At 58.3% G+C, this 19,450-nt stretch carries 14 protein-coding genes and 2 tRNA genes; 7 read left to right on the top strand and 9 right to left on the bottom strand.

All coding sequences use genetic code 11. The annotated features are described in order from the left end of the window. The first annotated feature begins 82 nt into the window (after positions 1–82). Together J3U88_RS31785 and J3U88_RS31780 are read left to right on the top strand one after the other, a co-directional pair. Positions 83–2,638, top strand: coding sequence for a polynucleotide kinase-phosphatase (locus J3U88_RS31785; protein ID WP_207863058.1), 2,556 nt, complete (start codon positions 83–85; stop codon positions 2,636–2,638). A 69-nt stretch (positions 2,639–2,707) separates the two neighbouring features. Then, positions 2,708–4,129 (top strand): 3' terminal RNA ribose 2'-O-methyltransferase Hen1, encoded by a 1,422-nt coding sequence (locus J3U88_RS31780; RefSeq protein WP_207863057.1) that lies wholly within the window; start codon positions 2,708–2,710, stop codon positions 4,127–4,129. A gap of 388 nt (positions 4,130–4,517) precedes the next feature. On the opposite strand, the gene J3U88_RS31775 is transcribed toward J3U88_RS31780, so the two are convergent. Then, complete coding sequence (locus J3U88_RS31775) at positions 4,518–7,256, bottom strand: CHAT domain-containing protein (RefSeq protein WP_207863056.1); 2,739 nt, start codon at positions 7,254–7,256, stop codon at positions 4,518–4,520. Positions 7,257–7,791: 535 nt separating this feature from the next. Further along, positions 7,792–9,327 (bottom strand): tetratricopeptide repeat protein, encoded by a 1,536-nt coding sequence (locus tag J3U88_RS31770; protein WP_207863055.1) that lies wholly within the window; start codon positions 9,325–9,327, stop codon positions 7,792–7,794. 278 nt (positions 9,328–9,605) lie between these two features. On the opposite strand from J3U88_RS31770, the gene J3U88_RS31765 reads away from it, so the two are divergent. Beyond that, positions 9,606–10,097 (top strand): DUF4214 domain-containing protein, encoded by a 492-nt coding sequence (locus J3U88_RS31765; RefSeq protein WP_207863054.1) that lies wholly within the window; start codon positions 9,606–9,608, stop codon positions 10,095–10,097. A gap of 270 nt (positions 10,098–10,367) precedes the next feature. On the opposite strand, the gene J3U88_RS31760 is transcribed toward J3U88_RS31765, so the two are convergent. The 5 genes from J3U88_RS31760 to J3U88_RS31740 all read right to left on the bottom strand — a co-directional run bounded on the left by J3U88_RS31760 (position 10,368) and on the right by J3U88_RS31740 (position 14,272). Continuing rightward, on the bottom strand, positions 10,368–11,789 hold the full coding sequence (locus J3U88_RS31760; RefSeq protein ID WP_207863053.1) for an MATE family efflux transporter: 1,422 nt from the start codon (positions 11,787–11,789) through the stop codon (positions 10,368–10,370). A 79-nt stretch (positions 11,790–11,868) separates the two neighbouring features. Continuing rightward, positions 11,869–11,958 (bottom strand) — tRNA-Ser (locus J3U88_RS31755). Between the two features lie 25 nt (positions 11,959–11,983). Then, positions 11,984–12,070, bottom strand: a tRNA-Ser gene (locus J3U88_RS31750). A gap of 101 nt (positions 12,071–12,171) precedes the next feature. After that, entirely contained in the window at positions 12,172–13,128 is a 957-nt protein-coding gene (locus J3U88_RS31745) for a cation diffusion facilitator family transporter (RefSeq protein WP_207863052.1), read from the bottom strand. Positions 13,129–13,537: 409 nt separating this feature from the next. Further along, positions 13,538–14,272, bottom strand: coding sequence for an HAD family hydrolase (locus J3U88_RS31740; RefSeq protein ID WP_207863051.1), 735 nt, complete (start codon positions 14,270–14,272; stop codon positions 13,538–13,540). Between the two features lie 155 nt (positions 14,273–14,427). Between J3U88_RS31740 and J3U88_RS31735 the strand changes: the two genes are divergently transcribed. Together J3U88_RS31735 and J3U88_RS31730 are read left to right on the top strand one after the other, a co-directional pair. Beyond that, positions 14,428–14,844: a VOC family protein gene (locus J3U88_RS31735; protein ID WP_207863050.1), complete on the top strand. Its 417-nt coding sequence runs from the start codon at positions 14,428–14,430 to the stop codon at positions 14,842–14,844. Positions 14,845–14,978: 134 nt separating this feature from the next. Continuing rightward, positions 14,979–16,385: a WS/DGAT/MGAT family O-acyltransferase gene (locus tag J3U88_RS31730; RefSeq protein ID WP_207863049.1), complete on the top strand. Its 1,407-nt coding sequence runs from the start codon at positions 14,979–14,981 to the stop codon at positions 16,383–16,385. A gap of 127 nt (positions 16,386–16,512) precedes the next feature. Here the strand turns inward: J3U88_RS31730 and J3U88_RS31725 are convergent, their stop codons facing one another. Continuing rightward, positions 16,513–16,827, bottom strand: a complete 315-nt coding sequence (locus tag J3U88_RS31725; protein WP_207863048.1) for an FmdB family zinc ribbon protein — start codon at positions 16,825–16,827, stop codon at positions 16,513–16,515. 378 nt (positions 16,828–17,205) lie between these two features. Here J3U88_RS31725 and J3U88_RS31720 point away from each other — a divergent pair, with 378 nt between their 5' ends. Next, positions 17,206–17,529, top strand: coding sequence for a hypothetical protein (locus tag J3U88_RS31720; protein WP_207863047.1), 324 nt, complete (start codon positions 17,206–17,208; stop codon positions 17,527–17,529). Positions 17,530–17,629: 100 nt separating this feature from the next. Beyond that, the gene (locus J3U88_RS31715) at positions 17,630–18,445 is read left to right on the top strand and encodes a hypothetical protein (RefSeq protein WP_207863046.1); all 816 of its coding nucleotides are present in this window, start codon (positions 17,630–17,632) and stop codon (positions 18,443–18,445) included. A gap of 584 nt (positions 18,446–19,029) precedes the next feature. Here J3U88_RS31715 and fliN read toward each other — a convergent pair. Then, a partial coding sequence (gene fliN, locus J3U88_RS31710) for a flagellar motor switch protein FliN (protein ID WP_207863045.1) occupies positions 19,030–19,450 on the bottom strand: 421 nt, incomplete at its 5' end.

Below are 19,450 nucleotides of genomic sequence, written 5' to 3'. Positions count from 1 at the left end.
TCCGCGCCGATATGAGGCTTTGAAGTCCCGCGCGGGGACGCGGTTTACCCCTCGGTGAACAGCGCTGGTTTAGGAGTATTCAATGAAAATATCGATACCCGATTTATCCCTTGTTCTTTTGGTCGGTCCCTCCGGCAGCGGCAAATCAACCTTCGCCGCGCGCCATTTCCTGCCGACCGAGGTTATTTCTTCCGACCGCTGTCGCGGCATGGTTTGCGACGATGAAAACAGTTTGGAAGCAAGCAGTGATGCCTTTGATTTGGTCCATTATTGGGCGGGCAAACGCCTGAAACGCGGCAAACGCGCCGTGATTGACGCCACCAATGTGCAGCGCGACGCCCGCGCGAGCCTGATCAAACTGGCGCGCGATTACCACGCCCGCGTGGTGGCGATTGTGCTGGAAACCCCGGAAGCGGTGTGTCACGAACGCAACGCCTCGCGACCCGACCGCAACTTCGGCCCGCACGTGGTTCGCGGCCAACACCGCGACATGCGCCGTTCGATCAAACACCTCAAAAAAGAGGGCTTGCACCACGTTTACCGCCTCGACACCCCGGAAAAAGCGGCCGAAGCTGAAATCGTGCCGACCCCCATGTGGCCGGACCGACGCGACGAACGCGGACCCTTCGACTTGATCGGCGACATCCACGGCTGTTTCGACGAAACCCTGTTGCTCTTGGCCAAATTGGGTTACCGCGTGCGCGAGGAACCCCACGAGGGCGAAACCCGTTTCATCGTGGACGCACCGCAAGGGCGCCGTGTGGTTTTTCTCGGCGATTTGGTCGACCGCGGGCCCGCCAGCAACCGTGTCTTGCGGCTGGCGATGGACATGGTCGAAGCAGGCGTCGCCTTGTGTGTCCCCGGCAACCACGAAAACAAATTGGAACGTTGGCTCGGTGGCCGTAAAAAAATCAAGCCTAGCCACGGCTTGGCGGCAACCATTGAACAACTGGAAACGGAAACGCCCGCCTTCCGCGAACGGGTGCGTACCTTTATCAACGGCCTGGTCAGCCACATGATCCTCGACGAAGGCCGCTTAATTGTCGCCCACGCCGGGATGAAAGAAAGCTACGCGGGCCGCGCCTCGGGCGTCGTGCGCTCCTTTGCGCTTTATGGCGAAACCACCGGTGAAACCGACAGCTACGGCCTGCCGGTTCGCTACGATTGGGCCGCGGAATACCGCGGCAAAGCCGCGGTGGTTTACGGCCACACCCCGGTCCCCAACGCGACCTGGGTCAACCGCACGATTTGTTTGGATACCGGCTGCGTGTTCGGCGGCAAGTTAACCGCGCTGCGCTGGCCGGAACGGGAACTGGTCGCGGTACCCGCCGCCAAGATGTACTACGAACCGGCCAAACCCATGGCGGAAGAACGGGCGGAACGGCCCGGCGACGAACCCTTCCGCATCGAAGACGTGCGCGGCAAACGCATCGTCAACACGCGCTTTGACCGCCAGGTCGTGATTCGCGAGGAATTCGGCATGGCCGCGATGGAAGTGATCAGCCGCTTTGCCGTCGATCCCCGCTGGCTGACCTACCTGCCCGCCACCATGGCGCCGACCGAAACGAGCAAACGCGCGGGTTACCTGGAACACCCGGAAGAAGCTTTTGCCACCTTCCGACGCATGGAAATCAGCGAGGTGATTTGCCAAGAGAAACACATGGGTTCGCGCGCCGTGGTGCAACTGTGCCAATCGGCCGAGGTCGCGCGGCAACGGTTCGGCACGGAAGACGACGCAATCGGCATCGTTTACACCCGCTCGGGGCGCCGTTTCTTCACAGACCGCGATCTGGAGCAGGCCTTCCTCACCCGCTTGGTGACGGCGGTCGGCAAGGCGGGCCTGTGGGATTCGCTGGAGACGGAATGGCTCACGCTGGACTGCGAGCTGATGCCCTGGTCGGCCAAAGGTCTGGATCTGCTGCAACAGCAATACGCCCGCGTCGGCGCGGCGGCCTCGGCGGCAATCCCGGCGACGCTTGCCGTCCTGGAACAAGCACAGGGCCGCGGCATCGATGTGGCGCCCCAACTGGCGGCCTGGCGCCATCGCGAAACCAACTTGGCCCTTTACCGGCGCGCCTACGGTCACTATTGCTGGGAAACGGACGGCTTACAAGGTTTGCGTCTGGCCCCGTTCCACATCCTGGCCGGCGAAGGCAAAGCCCATTACGACAAGGATCACCTGTGGCACATGCAACAGGCCGAGGCCTTGGCGGCGGCCGATCCCGAGCTGATCCAGGCCACCCGTTACCGGCGCTTGATGCTGGACGACGCCGAAGCGGAAAGCCGCGTCACCCAATGGTGGCTGGACATGACCGAGGCAGGCGGCGAAGGCATGGTGGTCAAACCCATCGCCTTTGTGCCCTACGGCAAGGACAACCGCATTATCTTGCCGGCGGTGAAATGCCGCGGTCGCGATTACCTGCGCATCATCTATGGACCCGACTACACGGAGCCGGCCCAACTGGAGCGATTGCGTTCACGCGGCCTGAACCACAAACGCCGCAACGCGGTTCGCGAGTACCTGCTCGGTCTGGAAGCTTTGGCGCGGTTCGCGGCGGGCGACAGCATCAGCCAGGTCCACGAATGCGTCACAGCTATCGCGGCATTGGAAACCGAACCGATCGATCCAAGATTGTAACCCCCATGTTCAAGGTGACTTTCTCGCCTTGGCTTCCTCAACTATGTGTTTTTTTACGAGGTTTTTTATATGTTAATGACGATTACCACCACCCACCAACCGGCACAGGATCTCGGTTTTTTGCTGCACAAGCACCCTGACCATGTGCAGTCGTTTGAATTGAGCCACGGCACGGCCCATGTGTTTTATCCAGAAAGCAGCGCGGAACGCTGCACGGCGGCGCTGCTGCTCGACATCGATCCCATCAAGCTGGTGCGTTCCTACAAAGCGCCACCCGGCACCTCACGAACGCTGGGCCATTACGTCAACGACCGCCCTTACGTGGCCTCCTCGTTTTTGAGTACGGCCATTTCCAAGGTGTTCGGCACGGCGCTGTCCGGCAATTGCAACAAACGGCCTGAGTTGGCCAAACAAGCGATCCCGCTGAGCTTTCATCTGCCGGCGTTGCCGGTACGCGGCGGCGAAAAAGTGCTGCGCGATCTGTTCGAACCCTTGGGTTATACGGTTGAAGCGGAAGCGCATCTGCTCGACCCCAAGTTCCCGAACTGGGGCAAGGCCGCGATTTTCACGGTCACCCTAAGCGTTACCCTGCCTTTGCACCAAGCGTTGAGCCATCTCTACGTGCTGATCCCCGCTTTGGACCGCGAGAAACATTATTATATCGGCCCGGCCGAAATCGAGAAGTTGATCAACCACGGCGAGGGTTGGCTGGCGGAACACCCGCATCGCGAAACCATCACGCGGCGCTACATGGTCAACCGCCAAGCACTGGCCACGGTCGCGATTGAGCAACTGTTTCAAGATGAGTCGGCGCCGCAAGACCTCCCCGAAAGCCAACAGGTGGAAACGGCGATTGAAAAACCGCTGAGCCTGAACAGTATTCGCTTAAATACAGTGGTCTCCATTCTGGAGCAGGAACAGGTGCGTTCGGTGGTGGACTTGGGCTGCGGCGAAGGCAAGTTACTGAAAAAGCTACTGACCCATCCGCGATTCGCGCGCATCGTCGGCATGGACGTCAGCCACCGTATCTTGGAAGTGGCGGCACGCCGGCTGAAGTTGGACCACCTGGGCGAACGGGTGCGCGAGCGCATCGAACTGGTACACGGCAGTTTGGCCTACAGCGACCAACGCTTGGCGGGTTTCGACGCGGCCTGTTTGGTTGAAGTGATCGAACACGTCGATCCCGAGCGCCTCGGCCTGTTGGCCCGCAACGTCTTCGGCGCCTTGGCCCCCGGCCTGGTGGTGGTGACCACGCCCAACGCGGAATTCAACGCCACCTTCGAGGACTTACCCGCGGGCAAGTTCCGCCACGGCGATCACCGTTTCGAATGGACCCGCGCCGAGTTCCAAAACTGGGCACAAAAAGTCGCGGACCAATTCGGCTACAGCGTGCGTTACCAGGACATCGGCGAAGTCCACGAGGAACACGGCCCACCCACCCAATGCGCAATCTTCAAACAGAAGAAAGCGGAAAACAATGCAGAAACCTAAGCGAAGTGCTGTCGGTTTTGGATAAAATCAAAACCAGGTAAAACCGAGGTTCACCATGCAACACACAAAAAAGCAGGGCAAAAAGCAAGCAGCCTTGGACACCTGGCTCCTTACCGAGGTCGGGCCGGCTTATGATGCGTTGAAAGCCGATCCGACTCGGGCCTTGACAGGCTCCCAGGTCAGGGCACATCTCGCTGACGTGCGAGCTAAAGCTGACGGTCCTTCCAGCGACCAAGCCCGCATTTTCTCAAACCGCGACCACCTCCCGCACCAGTAAGGTCCGACCCGGTGTGACCACAAACCACTGCATGATACCGCCCAGGGATACCCGAAAAATCCGCGGCGGTAGCCATGAAACGAGCGACCATCACGGCACCGACAGCGGAGATTAATCCCAAGGGCCGACCAACTGGAATGCGGCCCAGTGGTAAGGATGGGCGGTGTCCTCGCTAAGACCCAACCAGGACTGCCACCCCCGTTTTTTGCCGTGGCGCAAATCAAGTTGGGCGCGGCGCAGGGCCTCGGCTGTGCCCTCCACGCGCCCCAAATAATGGTAAAAACGCTGCATCAGGAGGTGGGTCGAGGCATCGGAAATCCGCCAATGGGCGGCCAGTACCGCGCGCGCACCGGCAATGTGAAATGCGCCGGCCAAACCCTGTAACCCTTCACCGGCACCGTCGCGACCCAAACCGCTCTGACACGCGGACAGCACGGCGAGATCCGACCGAAACCGCATCTCTTCCATCACTTCCCAAGCGCGCAAAATCCCGTTTTCTTCACCGGTGGCAACGACGGCGGGGTCGGTCGAAAAGATCAAAGCAGAGTCAAACGGGAACCGCGGGTCCAAAACCCCGTGACAGGCGAGGTGAATCACACGCCAATCACCCCGCAATGCCTTGCAGGCATCCTCGGTGGCCCGCTCACGTAAGAAGAGCCGGGCCTGATCGCCGAAACGTTCGCCGACTGCGCCGACCTCGGCCGCACTAAAAGGTAAGCGCTGCAGATCCTCCCCACCCAAACGTTGGGCGCGAAGCCAAGCAGACCAGGTCGGACTCGCCGCGGCGGTTGATTGATGGTACACAGGATCGCCAAATGCAGCCACACGACCCGTGCCACCTTTGGGACGGCGCTTTAAGAACCCATAAACCGCGGCGGAGCCCGAGGTCGTGATCGGTTTCCACGCGATCAAATAGTCCTCCGGTCCAGAATCCGCCAGGGGACCCACCAAAAGTCCCCAGGTCAGCCGACCCAGCGGAGTATCCGGGAGAAAAACCAAACGGTCGGCGGCCTGAACCCAGGTCCGCGCGGGCGCAATGAGATCCTGAAACACGCGGCGGGAAACGGCACGAAGTCGCGCCTCGTGGTCGGCACCGATCCGATTGGGCTCCACCTCATCCAGCAAATTTTGCAAGGCTTGCATGTGTTGTTGCAGCTCGGAACGACCCACGGGCAGCCGCAAGGCATCAAAGCGATCACGACGAACCAGGAACAATAACGTGGCATCCTCGAGCACACAATAGGAAAGCAACAAGGTTCCCGGCGCTAACTCGGCTTGCACATCCTCTAACCGAGGTACGAAGGGTTTGGCGACGTCAACCTCCCCTTTCGCCTGTGCAAGACGCCGCGCCTTTTTGGCAGCCTGCAGCCGGATCTGGCGACGACGGGTTTGCTCGGCATATTCGGGGTGGTCGACCGCCCATTGGCGCGTTGCTTCGTAACGCCGGTTCAGTTGAACCACGGTCGGGTCCGCCTTCGAAGCGGTTTGATCTTGTTCCGCCGCGCGCTTGGCGAGTAGCCGACACATGCCGACGGTACGAAACCGTTCCAACAGATCAAAAGCCTGCTCTGGTTGACCCAGGTCGAAGGCAACCGCCACCAAGGTGCGATGCGTGTGCTGCATCTTTACCATGAAGTTGCCGCGCGTTTGGGGCAAGCGACTTACCCGATCAATTTGGCCTTCCAAATGCAGGGCGGACCGTTCCAAATAAGCCGAGGCCTCCAACTCTAGGCCCAGCTTCGCACAAACCTGGCTCAAAAACAGCAAGGTCTCCTCGGTCCATTTCCCGTCGGGAAAGTGGCTGATCACCACCTCAAGAGACTGTTCCAAAAGGTCTTTGGCCCGTTGATGGTCACCCCGCGCCGCGGCGAGCCGCGCCATACTATTGGTGATCATCACCCGGTTAATCGATGCAGGCGACCCGCCTTCCAACCCTTTGCTTGCCCGGTTTAAATAGACTTCCGCCTGATCGTAACGCCGCTGATCCATGGCGATACGGGCCAAACTGTTTAAGATGGTCACGGTGCGATGCTGGTTGCGGTGTTCTTCAAGGGAGAGGGCGCGCTCCAAATAGACAACCGCTTGCGCCAGGGCGCCACGCTCCTTCTCAACCATACTCAGATTCAACAAGGACAGCACCACCAAACGACTTTCAGGGCCGAAGCTTTGGGTCGCACGCTTTAAAACCCTGCTGAAATAATCCTCGGCTTCATCCCATTCCCCGCTGTTGCGGGCGACGATGCCCAAGTTGTTAAGCACCCCCAAATAAAAACGCCCCTCGGTGAGGCCGTGCTCTTCAAAGTAGATCTTGGCGCGATGGAATTGTTCGGTGGCGGTAATTAGATCACCCAAACCAAAGGCGGCATGACCCAAACCAGTTATAGCTCGGCCACGCGAACGACGGGGCGTGGGTTCGGGCGGTAACGCCGCCAAAGCGGAACGCAGGGTTTGTTGCGCGAAGGCATAACGGTCTTGATTGAGCGCCAGCACACCAAGATCGGTGAGGCAATGGGCGACGGTCTCGGTTTGCCCCTGATCTTGGGCCAATTGGTAAGCAGCCTGGAAGTAATGCTCGGCCGCGGCCAAACGTCCGTGCCGCATGGCGGCCTTACCCAAAACCGAAAACGGATCGGCGGCATTGGCGGGAAGCTCGGGCAAATCGGCAAGTAAAACCAAGGCCTCCTCGGCAAAAAAACGCGCCTCGGCGGTTTGCGCTTGTTCAACATGGAACCAAGCGAGACGAACCAGCGTGTGCAGGTAGGCTTCGCCGCGGGGCGCCCGTTGATGCTGGATGACATGGGCGTGTTCTAAAAGAGCCTGCCGGTGAGATGCCTGGGTTGGGTGGCGCATGGTCGAAGCCCATTGCGATGCCGCGGAAGCCTCGGCCAAAGGTGTTTTGCCGCGATACAACGCCTGACAATAAAGGGATTCAGCGAGCGACCGGTCATCGGCCCAAGCTAGTGAAAACCCTGCGATCATTGCGAGCCCGATACTGAAGCGAACCAAAGAACCACCGCATCTACGCGGCCCACCGAAAATAGAACCACAGATCACAAACACCACCATCTTCACATAAAATTTACTTCACACAAAAAGAACAAACATCGCGAAAATAAGCTACAAACCAACCGGCCCGAAACTTTAGCAAAAACCTCACAAGACATCAACCTGACCGCTCAGGCATGCCGGCAGCAGGACAAGATCGACAGACAGCCCCCCCTGTGAACGCCCGCGATACGAATCAAAGTGGTGAAAAATCGCCGGCCCATCCAAATAAAAAAACGGATTGCCACGGTGAAACGCCGTCAACCGAAAGCAGCCAAATCAGTCCCAACCTGGGTCATCCAAAATATGAGAAACAAAATTAAACCTAAGAAACGCGCGCTCACTCTTCCGCAAGTTGGCGGCGCACCTCGTCGTAAAATCGACTCTTTTCCAGTTCACCGGTTTCTTTGAGCAAGGTTGAAAGCAATGCCAAAACCCCAAGATGACGCGGGGCCAACCGACGGGCTGCTTCCAAATCTTCAAGCGCGGCTTGATGATCGCCTGCCTCGGCAAGTGCCTGGGCGCGCTGAAACAAAACCTCGGCCATGGCCAGGTTGTGGGGTTCCATGCCGGGCCGCGGCTGGTGTTGTGGTGGGACGTCGGCGGAACGCTTGATCGACAAAGGGCGAAACATCGGCACGAGCAACAAAGCCGGAAACAGCATGGCAAATCCGGCAAGCGGTGCCCACCAAGACAGGCTCACGCGGCGGCGCCACCAAGGAAGGTCGTCCGCGACAACAGGCGCAGCAACCGGTTCCGCAAAATAAGCCAAGTGGATCCTAGGCGAAGCATCGTAAATGGTGGTGAGGCAAAGCGTTTGGCCACCTTCCAGGTGGATGGTTTCGCAAAAAGGTTCCTCGGAGCCGGCGCCGGGCAACAGGCTATAAGCCAGGGGCACCGCCTCCCCTGCCAATTCCGCCCAAAGTTCGAAAACGCGGGCGTCGGCACCCAGGGGCAAGGTCAATTCACCGAGCACACTCACCCGCGCCTGCTCCTTCCCATCTAACTTGAGCACGAAGGCACGTGGGGGTTGTTTCTTTTTTAAACCCCGCAATTTATTCAGGCGTTGGTAAAAAGTGGTCATCCCGGCTTCGAGATCGGTTGATCCACCGCTGCCGTCATCGTTTCTGTCCGCTTCCATGCTTCCTCCCATCTCGGGCAAGCGCAAGGCCGGGGTTTCCTCGTGGGGAAGCGCCTTGGCAGTCAACGCGCGGAAGGCCTTGGGTTCAATGAGTTCGTAAATCAGCGCCAATTCCCTATCGGCCGCCAACTGATCCGCCTGCCAGGGCGCCAAGTGGGTCAACACCTCATTCACAAAATCACGCAGGCGGGCCGGCTCGGCCATCGGCTCAAAACGCTTCTCGCCTTTGGCACCGGTCGCGGCTTTTAGTTGACCCTCGAAGTGGTGCTCAAGCGCTTTGAACCAGCGGCTTTTGGCACGAGAGCACTCCGCTTCATCCTTCGTCGCATCAGGACTTTGCGCCTCATGGACCGCCAAGACCCAGCGATTCGAGTAGGTAAAAAGCAGGCGCATCACGCCCACGCCCACGTGAAAGGCGGTATGGGGCATGGTCAGCACCAACAGGTAATTGATATAGCGCTTGATTTGGCGCCTTCGGGAATGGGCACGCGGATCGACCTCAACCTGATAACGCTCAAAAAAGTCCATCACAAAATACTGAACAAGGTGATCGGCTTTGGTGAACACGGTTTTACGGGGGGTGCTGCTTTCCCGTTGGACAACATTACCCTCGGTGAGAAACACCAGCAAAAAAGCGTCTTCCACAATGGACCAGGCTTCGCCGGGCGATCCCGTTAAATAGGCGGCCAGATGGTAAGCCCGCTGTCCTGTTTCTCGAAATTCTTGTGGCACCAAAACACGCCCCTCACATGCACCGCATCAAAACGCGGTCGGTAAGGCGGGGAATTATAGCAGCTTGTCAAACCATGTTGGGGTAACAGACCCCTTTTGTCCCTGGTGTTTTGCACCGTCACATCTCCATGGTTGGCGGCGCGGGCCCGCCCTAAGATGGCGACGAACCCGAACGAGGGGCTCGCGACATGCGTAACCCCCCGTGCATTCGAGGCGATCACGCACATTCGATTCGCCTCATTGGGCCCCTATTTTTTACCCACACGATTAGGAGATTTTTTATGAAAAAGGCATTGATGACCCTCGCACTATTAAGCTTCTTCGGTACAGCCCTTGCCGTGGATCCTCCTCCTTATTACTTAATCAATCCACACGACGGCGAAACCTGTTACGAGCCCGGCGACCCCGCACTGGGTTACCTGAAAGACCCAGCAGTCACCACCATGATTGCCAACATGATGGAAGCCTCCTGGGGGATGGTGTTCGGCCCAAGTCTTTCTGATTACTGGTTCCGTCTGGTAACTCAGGACATGACCATGGAAGAGGTCGCCCTTGACATCATCCGTCACCCTCGATTCATCAACCCGAGCTTTGATCGCTTCGTCGGCAACACCTACCACGCTTTGCTCCTGCGGGAACCGGACTGCGGCGGCTTCGAATGGTGGCTGAATAACCACAACGACCGTGATTACGAAGCGGTTGTGAAGGGTTTCACCTGGTCGAATGAGTTCGGTTCGCTTGCAGAGGACCTGCGCATTAAAGCACACCGGTAGGTCTCATCCGCCCAAGTGGTGACACCCAGGCCCGCATGCGGGGCATTTTGCCATGCATGCGGGCCGATCCGTGTTTCTGCCGCGGGGTTTGGCCTCGGCATGAGCCAATTGAACGTCGGATAGTAAGGCGCCGGTTCAGAAAAGTACCCAACGCCGGCCCGCGCACAACAAGCACGCTCTCGCGTCACATCACCCGAGAAAAGAGAAAAGATCGCCCCCTCGTAATCGCATGGGTTGCCCCGTAGCAGAACTCCTTGCGAAAAAGGCGGGTTAAACCTGACGGTCTTTCCAGCGACCTAGCCTGAACAAATAGGCGCCGAGGAGGCCCAGCATGGTTTCGGATAGGGCGATGGCGATGAAGACGCCGCGTGGCCCCAGCTCGAAGGTTTTGGCCAGCAGGTAGGCGACCGGGATTTGGAAAAGCCAGTAACACAGCAGGTTGACCGAGGTCGGTGTGCGCGTGTCGCCCGCACCGTTAAACGCCTGCACCACCACCAAACCAACGGCCAAACCAAGGTTGCTGTAGCTGACGATGCGCAGGCAATCAGCCGCCACCAACGCCACCTCGGGCTCGGGTTTAAACAAGGCGACAATCGGTTCAGCCCACACGATGAACACGACGGCGACACTGCCCAAAAACGCCATGTTGAGCAAGGCACTGCGCCACACACAAATGCCCGCGCGTTTCGGGTTACCCGCGCCGAGGTTTTGGCCGACCAGGGTCGCGGCGGCATTGCTAAGCCCCCAAGCGGGCAGCAGCGCAAAGACCACCAGACGCACGCCGATGGTGTAACCGGCGACGGCGTTCTCGCCGAACATGGCCATCACGCGCACCAGCAGCGTCCAGCTTGACGTGGCCACAAACCACTGCATGATGCCGCCCAGGGAAAGCCGGAAAATGCGCGATAACAGCGGGATATCCAACCTGATTTTGCTGTCGCGTAGGCGAATCAGACCGCTGCCTCGGTACAGGATCACCAGCTGAAAAAGAACACCAATGCCGCGCCCGGTGCAGGTCGCCACGGCGGCCCCGGTCAAACCCATCTCGGGAAACGGGCCCCAGCCGAAAATAAACAGCGGGTCGAGCACAATATTAATGAAGTTGGCCAGCCAGAGCACCTTCATCGAGAGAACGGCGTCGCCGGCCCCGCGGAAAATTGCGTTGTTCACGAACAGCAGCAACAGAATCACGTTGGTGCTGAGCATGATGGTGATGTAGGGCGTGCCCAACTCGGCGGTTTCCGGCGAGGCGCCCATCAACATCAGGATTTCTTTGCCAAACAGCAGGCCGAGCGCGGCAATCGGCAACGACATCAGGAGCGATAGGAAGACGGCCTGGGTGGCCGATTTACGTGCCGCCTCGGCGTTTTTTTCACCGACCCGCCGCGCCACAATCGCGGTGGTCGCCAGCGACAGCCCGATGCCCACGGCAAACACCGAGACCATCACCGATTCGGTAATCCCCAGCACGGCGACGTGCTCGGAACCCAGTTGCGCCACGAAGTAGACGTCGGCGATGGTGAACAGCGATTCCATGATCATTTCCAGCACCATGGGAATGGCGAGCAGGATAATCGAGCGGGTAATCGGGCCTTTTGTATAGTCACGGGACTTACCCCGAAGCACCTGGCGCAAGTCGGCCCAAAAGTGGGGGACGGCGTCGGAATCGTGCTTATCGGGTTCGGTTTGCATGTCGGGCTCCGTTGGCTAACGGGATGAAAGCAGAAATTAAAAAAGCCGCACTAGGCGGCTAACGACAAAACCGATAAGGTGGCGGAGAGAAAGGGATTCGAACCCTTGGTCCCGTTGCCAGGACAACTGCTTAGCAGGCAGCCCCGTTCGGCCACTCCGGCATCTCTCCAACCTAATTTGTGAAAGAACGTGAATGGCGGAGGAAGTAGGATTCGAACCCACGGACCCATGAGGTCAACGGTTTTCAAGACCGCCGCTTTCGACCACTCAGCCATTCCTCCGCTGAGCCGTTCACATTCAAGCGGTGATTGTATTGGCTTTTCCGAGAGGGGTCAACCGCTTTTTTCACAAAATTTTCGCGATCCCCGCAAACCGTTGGGCATCAAGGAATCTTCCCCGATTCGAGCGCTTTGTCGAAGCCGTCCTGCGCTTCCTGATACCCCTCGGGATCGAGATGGATCAGAATTTCCATCTGGGGATAAACAGCTTGGATGGTCCGCTCCACCGCTTCCCCAATCAAATGGGCGTCGTAGAGGTTGAGGGTCGGATCCAGTTCCACGTGCATTTGGGCCAAATAGTGAACACCGCTGCGCCGGGTACGCAGATCGTGTACACCGCGAACCCCTTCCACACCGCGTGCGCGCAGAAAGATATCGCGCCGAATCTCGCCTGGCAACTCCCGATCCAACAGCATATCCATGGCGCCGGACAAAATTTGGCGCGCGGCGTTGAGAATGTAGCCGGCGATCAATAAGCCAAACAAGGGGTCGGCCCAGGTCCATTGCAGGAAATCGGCGCAAATCAGCGACACAATAATGGCGAGGTTCATCAAAATGTCGCCGGTGTAGTGCAACTGATCGGAGTCAATCGCCAGGGAACGGGTTTTTTTCACAACATGCCGCTGGTACAACACCAGCACGAGGGTAATCCCAATCGAAAACACCATCACGGCAATGCCCAGTTCGCCCTGCTGAATAGGTTGCGGATCCACGAACCGCTGCACCGACTCATAACCCAAAAAGGCGGCGGAAGCGGCGATCACCAGCGCTTGGCCCATGGCGGCGACGGCTTCCCATTTCCCGTGCCCGAACCGGTGTTGGTGATCGGCGGGTTTGAGAGCGAAGCGCACGGCAAAAAAATTTATGAACGAGGCGAGCGAATCCAACAGCGAATCCACAAGCGAGGACAAGACGCTGACCGATCCGGTATTCACCCACGCGGCGCTTTTCACCACAATTAACAGGGAGGCCACCGTCACCGACGCCAGGGTGGCGCGGCGCAGCAGAACACTGACTTGGTCCACGGATAAACTTTCGCTTCGCTCCGACACCGGGTTCATGGCCGTCCCTCCTCGCGCGACAAACGGCCTCAAAATATCAGGAAACGCGAGGCGACGCCAGCCCGCATTTCGGCTGGGGTGGATAGGTGGGGGTGCCCGTGGGACATGGCTTGGGTTCCTTTATTTCTCAGGATATGCGGATGTTTAGAGGATGCGGCCCCACTGCTGCACCCTATTCAACCCTTTCCCGACTTGGATAAACCCGTCACTTCGAGGGTCCAGACCGCGGGGTCACTGTCATTTTTTGGGTGATCGGGCTTTACCCACGTCAATATAAACCATTCGAAGTGACGGCTCCATCCGCGTCGGGAAGTGGTTAACGAGGGCTCATAAGCGAGGCCGCATCCTCTTATCATCCGAGTATCCTGAGAAACCACTGCAACCCAAAGCCCATCAACCCTTCCAACGATCACGACCGTTGGATCAGCACCTCACGCAGCGCGATTACCTCGCTCAATTCATAGTGCGGTTCCTCGAACGCATCACGGGCATCCAGGTGCGCAAATTCACCGTAGCGGATGCGACAGGACACCATCCCCAGTTGGTTGGCGGCGCGAATCTCGCGATCCACCCGATCCCCAACGCATAAAAAATGATGGGCCTCCACATGCGCATAGGTCGCGCGAATCGCGGTCAGCGCGCTTTCCTTCTTTTGACCCGCGGGCGAATCCACCAAATGGATGCCGTGAAAATAGCCCGCCAACGCCAACAACTCGATTTTGCGTTGCTGGGTCGGCGGCGACCCGGAAGTCACCAAATGCAGCCGATGCTCGGCCTGCAAGGCCTCTAAGAGTTCATACACCCCGTCGAAGGGTCGCAAGGGTCCGCGCACATCGCGTTTAAAGTAAGCGTCATAACCGGCATCGCGAACCCGCCGTCGATGGGCCGCTTCATCCAAACCGTCGGCCCGCGCGGTATCCACGCCAAAAAAGGCCACGAGCGAGGCATACAGATCGGCGCGCGGCGCCTCGCGAAACAAGGCGGCCCGCTTCCCCAAGCAGGTGGTCACATCCGTAGCCAGGCCGGCCGCAACCATGGCCTGGCAAGCCTCGCGCGCGGCGGGTTGAACCAACTGGGCCCAGGTATCCAACAAGGTGTCGTCTAAATCGAAAATCAAAACCCGAAAACGCGAACCAGAAACCATGACACCCACCACAAACTTTTACAAACCATAATCAAAACAAGGCATCTTAACACACCAAGCGCATCCACCCGCCGACCCACAATTGAACTCCCCCGCCCCATCGTTATAGAATGCGAGCACGCGCCGCGCGCGCACTTTTCCCCCGCGAGGTCACCGTGTCACAGATCCCTTTCCACCTAGCATTTCCGGTGCGTGATCTCGACGCGACCGAGGACTTTTACGTCAATCGTCTGGGCTGCACCATCGGCCGCCGCGATACAAAATGGATTGACTTCAACTTTTTCGGCCACCAAATTTCCGCCCACCTCGGCCCCGCCCGCGAGGATGCCTTCGCCAATCCGGTCGATACCAAAATGATTCCGATCCCCCACTTCGGCGCGGTTTTGCCGTGGGCACGGTTTCATCAATTGGCGGATCACTTGCGCGCCGCGGAAACCACCTTCATCCACGAACCCCAAATTCGCTTCGAGGGTCAAGTGGGCGAACAGGCGATTATGTTTCTGCGCGATCCAGCCGGCAACGTGCTGGAATTCAAATCGTTTCGCGATCCCGACAACTTATTCGCTTCTTAACCCAACCGGCCCGAGCCAAGGCGACGGCCAACCCATTTCTCGATTGATTCGTTTCCATTCCCCGCGGCCAAGTCCCCTCCTGTTTCCATCGTCGCCGCGTCAATCCACCACGGATCCAACAAGAGGAGTTTTTAATGTCCGCCACACCCCAAAAAGAATCTATGAGCAACGTCGATGCCGCTTGGCGTCACATGGAGGAGCCCGCCAATCTGATGATGGTCTCCGGCGTGATGCACTTTGCCGACAAAATCGACCCCGAACAGCTTCGGCGCACCCTGAACGAGCGGCTGTTGGGCCGTTACAAGCGCTTTCGGCAGAAGGTGGTGGACACACCGATTATCGGAACCCCCCATTGGGAAGAAGACCCCGATTTTGATTTAGAGAACCACTTGGCTTACGAGGTTCTGCCGGCGCCGGGCGACAAACAAGCCCTGCAAACACGCTGCAGCCAATTGCTCAGCAAACCCCTGGATTTCGAACGCCCCCTGTGGCACGTCACCATCATCGACGGGTTTGGCGAGGGCAACGCCTTGTTCATGCGCATTCACCACTGCATTGCCGACGGTATTGCGCTGATTTCGGTACTGATCTCGCTAACGGCCGAAAGCGCCGAGGCCTCGTTGGAACCCTGCGAAAAACCACGCCCCCGCCTCAGCGGCTCCGGCAACCTCTTCAAACAGGCGGCCAAAGCCTGGGACACCACGCTTAAGGTTTCCGAGCAGTTTGTACAGGATTCCATCGACGTGCTGAGCCAACCCAGCCGCATCCTCGATTTGGCCAAGCAAGGCACCCAAGGCGCGGCCACGGCGGCAAGCCTGGTACTCAAATCCCCCGATCCCCACACCCTATTCCGCGGTCAGTTGGCGGTGCCAAAAGTAGCGTCCTGGTCGGAACCGGTGCCCCTGGACACGGTCAAACGCATTCGCAAGGTCACCAACGGCACGGTAAACGATGTGCTGCTGGCGGCAATGGCGGGCGGTTTGCGTCGCTACCTGCGGGAGCGCGAACAACCCACGGACGGCCTCAACTTTCGCGCGGCGGTACCGGTCAACGTACGCCCCCTCGATAAGATGGACGAACTCGGCAACCAATTCGGCCTGGTGTTCCTGGAATTGCCTATCGGCATCGAGGACCCGCTGGACCGGCTGTTCGAACTCAAAAAGCGCATGGACTACATCAAAGAGAGTCAACAAGCGGTGGTCGCCTTCGGCATGTTGAAGGCGGTCGGTATGACCCCGGCCGACATTCAAAAAATCATCGTCAACATTTTCGGGACCAAAACGACCTGCGTCATGACCAACGTGCCGGGCCCGCGGGTGCCGTTGTACCTTGCGGGCAGCGAAATTAGCGACATGATGTTTTGGGTACCTTGCTCGGGCCGCGTCGGCATGGGCATCAGCATCCTGAGCTACGCCGGCCAGGTCCGTTTGGGGATTGCAACGGACGCCGGGCTGGTGCCGGACCCGAACCGCATTATCGACGGCTTCTACCGGGAAATGGACGCCTTGACGGCCTTGGCCGACCAAGTCGCCGACGAATAAGCCCATAAACCAAAAACGCATAGCCTGTCATGGAAAACGGGCTATGCGTTTGAACCGATTAAACCGAAGAAGCGCGACAACGCGCAATGCTTAGGTTGAAGGCCGATTCGATGTCGGCACGGTGTTTTTAGCCGGCCTTGGCGCTGCTGTCGGACTTGGTGGTACTGCTGCTGCTTGAGCCGCCTGAATCACCGCTCGACTTGGCGGCATCACCGCCGCTGGGCGCGGTGGAACTGTCTGAGTTCGCCTTGGTGCCACCGGAACTGCCGTAAAGGTCTTTGTACCAGCCACCGCCTTTAAATGTGAAGGCAGGCGCCGAAACCTTTTTCCGTAACTCGGACGCGCCACACTCGGGGCATACCGCTAAGGGTTCATCATTAATACCTTGCAGGGTCTCAAATTCATGCTCACAAACAGGGCACTGGTAATCGTACAACGGCATTCGTAAACCTCCACGCTCAGAACCGGACCGCCGCGGAGAGGCGGTCGCCTAGTTTTCCCGGAAAAATATAGGGGAAAAACCAACTGACACGCAAGCACTATTTAAACATGAGCCCCGCCTTTCGCAAAAAGCACCATCCCAGCATTAAAATTTTATGAGCCCCCTTCTATCAACATTTTTTCCATCAACCTAAATCACTTTCGTATTCGTCGATATTTCTGACCGGTTGCATTTTCGGGGCGTTTTGACAATAATAACGCTGTGGTATTCGATTTTTTGCCCCATGCTGCACAGGGATGAGCCCGGCGCCCGCGACAAGCCCTTCGCGATACCGTGATCGACGTTCCAACCGAGGTTCTAAGACAGGCAGGTCTCTTGATGTTTAGAGAAATTCATCCCGAGGATTTGATCATCCGGTCCCACGACGGATCGGCCCGGATCAATCACAAGATGGTCCGCGAATTTGGTCTGTTTAACCTCAGCCAAGACATGCAGGAAGAACTGCTGGGCGTTTACCTGCGCAACGCCACGGAGCGCGGCCCGCGTGCCTATTACAAAGTCTCCACCTATATCCGGCTATGCCAGAACATCAACCTGTTCCCTTTTCCGGTGATTACCAATTTCACCTCGGGTATTGCCTACGAATACAACATGAACATGTTGGAAAAATACGCGGAACCCATTGGCTCTCTTTCCGTTTAACACGCGCTTCCGCCGGGATCCCGCCTAGATCACCCTCATTTCAGTGATCCGGTTTTATAATAGGCGTGGCTGTTCATTAAACCCACGCGAAGGTGGATCCATGCTCCGACTTTTCCCCAAGCTGTTCATCGCCGTTTTGGCGACCCAACTCCTGCTATTCGCCTACCAAAACCCAAGCGACAAGATCCTGATCCTGAAGTCGGGCCAAGTGATCGGCATTGACGGGGATTATGTGGTTCAGGGCAACGAGGTCCATTTCACCTTGGGCGGCGGCCAACCCTCCTCAATCTCCTTGAGTAAGGTGGATTTGGAGAAAACCGAAGAGCGTAATCGGCAAATCGCCGAGGGGACGACCACGGCCAAGGAAACAATTAACAAAAATTCAAAGTACCGCGAGATCCGCGGCCGGAACTATCAGGGTTTGCGCAAGGTAGTCGCCCCCGAGCCGGAGCAAGGACAAGGCGCGGGCGGCACGGCGGAAGGCGGCCTCCCCACGGAACTGCGTGAGGTGCTACAGCAGTTGCCGGACGATCAACAATGGATGATTGATAAGCTCGATCAAGCCTTCCAATCCAAACTGTTTCTGATTGTGTTCATCTTCGTGGCGGTGATGGGTTTTCTGTGTCAATTGATTTACATGTGTTTTTATTTCTACATCATCGCGATCACGCTGCAGGATCGTTTCTTTTGGGGCATGCTGATGCTGGTGGGGCTGTTTGTAGGTTTCACCGCGTATCTGGGCTGGATGATCGGCATGGTGGCCAATATGGTTTCATGGGTGCTGGTGTTGCTTTACATTGTGACCCAATGCCACGGTCGCCGCGGCGGCTTTTTGTTTTTGTTTTTCCTGCCGATCCTCAGCACGATTTTTGGGATCGTCCTGTTGGTGGGAACCTTCGCGATTACCGCGGCCTAGCCCGCATCTCTCACAAGGATTCGTCGCGAGAAACTGAAAGCCTTGTGAGTACGAAGATTACGACCGAGAGACGGCACAGGGGTCCGACCATTCGGCGTAGCAATGCTACGGCGAAGGCGGCTCGACCGAGTAAGGCGGAAGGCCGCCCCCTTGTAATCGCATGGGTTGCCCCGTAGCAGAATTCCTTTTGAGAGATGCGGGCTAGTTCGCTGTAATGGATGCGGATCGGGGTTGCAACCCACTTTTTCCCCTTCCCGCCTTGGATGCGGATCAACGTTGCCGCCCATGTAGCATGGTTTCCGCCAGGGATATTGCGGATCGGCGTTGCGACCCTCTTCTTCCCTTTTCCAGCCGCGGATGAAGCCGTCGCTTCGATTGCACCGCACCCATCCCCTGTCCGCCATGGCCTTGGCAAAGCCGGAGGGCAACCGCGCTTCACCCGAGGCGCACCCAAGCGGGACAAACACCCCACACCAATCGCCCATCCTGCTCTTATCCTGAGAAATAACAGGTTCGGCGCAATGTTGCACGCAAAGGCCTTCGAAGCGACGGCTTCATCCGCGACGGGACACGGCGTCATCAACCTATCCCAGGCTGCGGATCCGCGCCTGGGGCGAAACGATCTCGGTAATCCTGAACGCGAAGTTACCGTCAACCACGACCACCTCACCCCGCGCGACCAACTTGTTGTTCACCAACATGTCGATGGGGTCGTCCATCGCTTTGTTCAATTCAATAATGGAGCCAGGGGTGAGCTTGAGAATATCCTGGAGCAGCAGCTCCGTGCGCCCGATGCGAATGATGACCGGCAACTCGATGTCCATCAACAAATCGATGTTGCCGCCCAGGTCGGGTATCGCCGGCCCCGGCGGCGGCTGGTATTGGTACGCCGCATGCGGCGGTGGGGCGGCGGCCGGTGCGGCACCCGGCGGCGGGGGCGCGGCTGCCGCCGGTGGCGGCGCGGCGGCACCCGGGGGTGGGGCGGCGGCCCCGGCGGGGGGTGGG

Origin of the sequence: Acanthopleuribacter pedis, assembly GCF_017377855.1 — a bacterium.
Taxonomy (GTDB): domain Bacteria; phylum Acidobacteriota; class Holophagae; order Acanthopleuribacterales; family Acanthopleuribacteraceae; genus Acanthopleuribacter; species Acanthopleuribacter pedis.
Note: the sequence above shows the minus strand (reverse complement) of the source record. Positions and strands in the feature narration are given on the sequence as shown.

What these genes read in the sequence shown, in the direction of transcription:
- J3U88_RS31785 (WP_207863058.1), top strand. Translation starts at nt 83, where the DNA reads ATGAAAATATCGATACCCGATTTATCCCTTGTTCTTTTGGTCGGTCCC.
- J3U88_RS31780 (WP_207863057.1), top strand. Translation starts at nt 2,708, where the DNA reads ATGTTAATGACGATTACCACCACCCACCAACCGGCACAGGATCTCGGT.
- J3U88_RS31775 (WP_207863056.1), bottom strand. Translation starts at nt 7,256, where the DNA reads ATGCGCCACCCAACCCAGGCATCTCACCGGCAGGCTCTTTTAGAACAC.
- J3U88_RS31765 (WP_207863054.1), top strand. Translation starts at nt 9,606, where the DNA reads ATGAAAAAGGCATTGATGACCCTCGCACTATTAAGCTTCTTCGGTACA.
- J3U88_RS31760 (WP_207863053.1), bottom strand. Translation starts at nt 11,789, where the DNA reads ATGCAAACCGAACCCGATAAGCACGATTCCGACGCCGTCCCCCACTTT.
- J3U88_RS31745 (WP_207863052.1), bottom strand. Translation starts at nt 13,128, where the DNA reads ATGAACCCGGTGTCGGAGCGAAGCGAAAGTTTATCCGTGGACCAAGTC.
- J3U88_RS31740 (WP_207863051.1), bottom strand. Translation starts at nt 14,272, where the DNA reads ATGGTTTCTGGTTCGCGTTTTCGGGTTTTGATTTTCGATTTAGACGAC.
- J3U88_RS31730 (WP_207863049.1), top strand. Translation starts at nt 14,979, where the DNA reads ATGTCCGCCACACCCCAAAAAGAATCTATGAGCAACGTCGATGCCGCT.
- J3U88_RS31725 (WP_207863048.1), bottom strand. Translation starts at nt 16,827, where the DNA reads ATGCCGTTGTACGATTACCAGTGCCCTGTTTGTGAGCATGAATTTGAG.
- J3U88_RS31720 (WP_207863047.1), top strand. Translation starts at nt 17,206, where the DNA reads ATGTTTAGAGAAATTCATCCCGAGGATTTGATCATCCGGTCCCACGAC.
- J3U88_RS31715 (WP_207863046.1), top strand. Translation starts at nt 17,630, where the DNA reads ATGCTCCGACTTTTCCCCAAGCTGTTCATCGCCGTTTTGGCGACCCAA.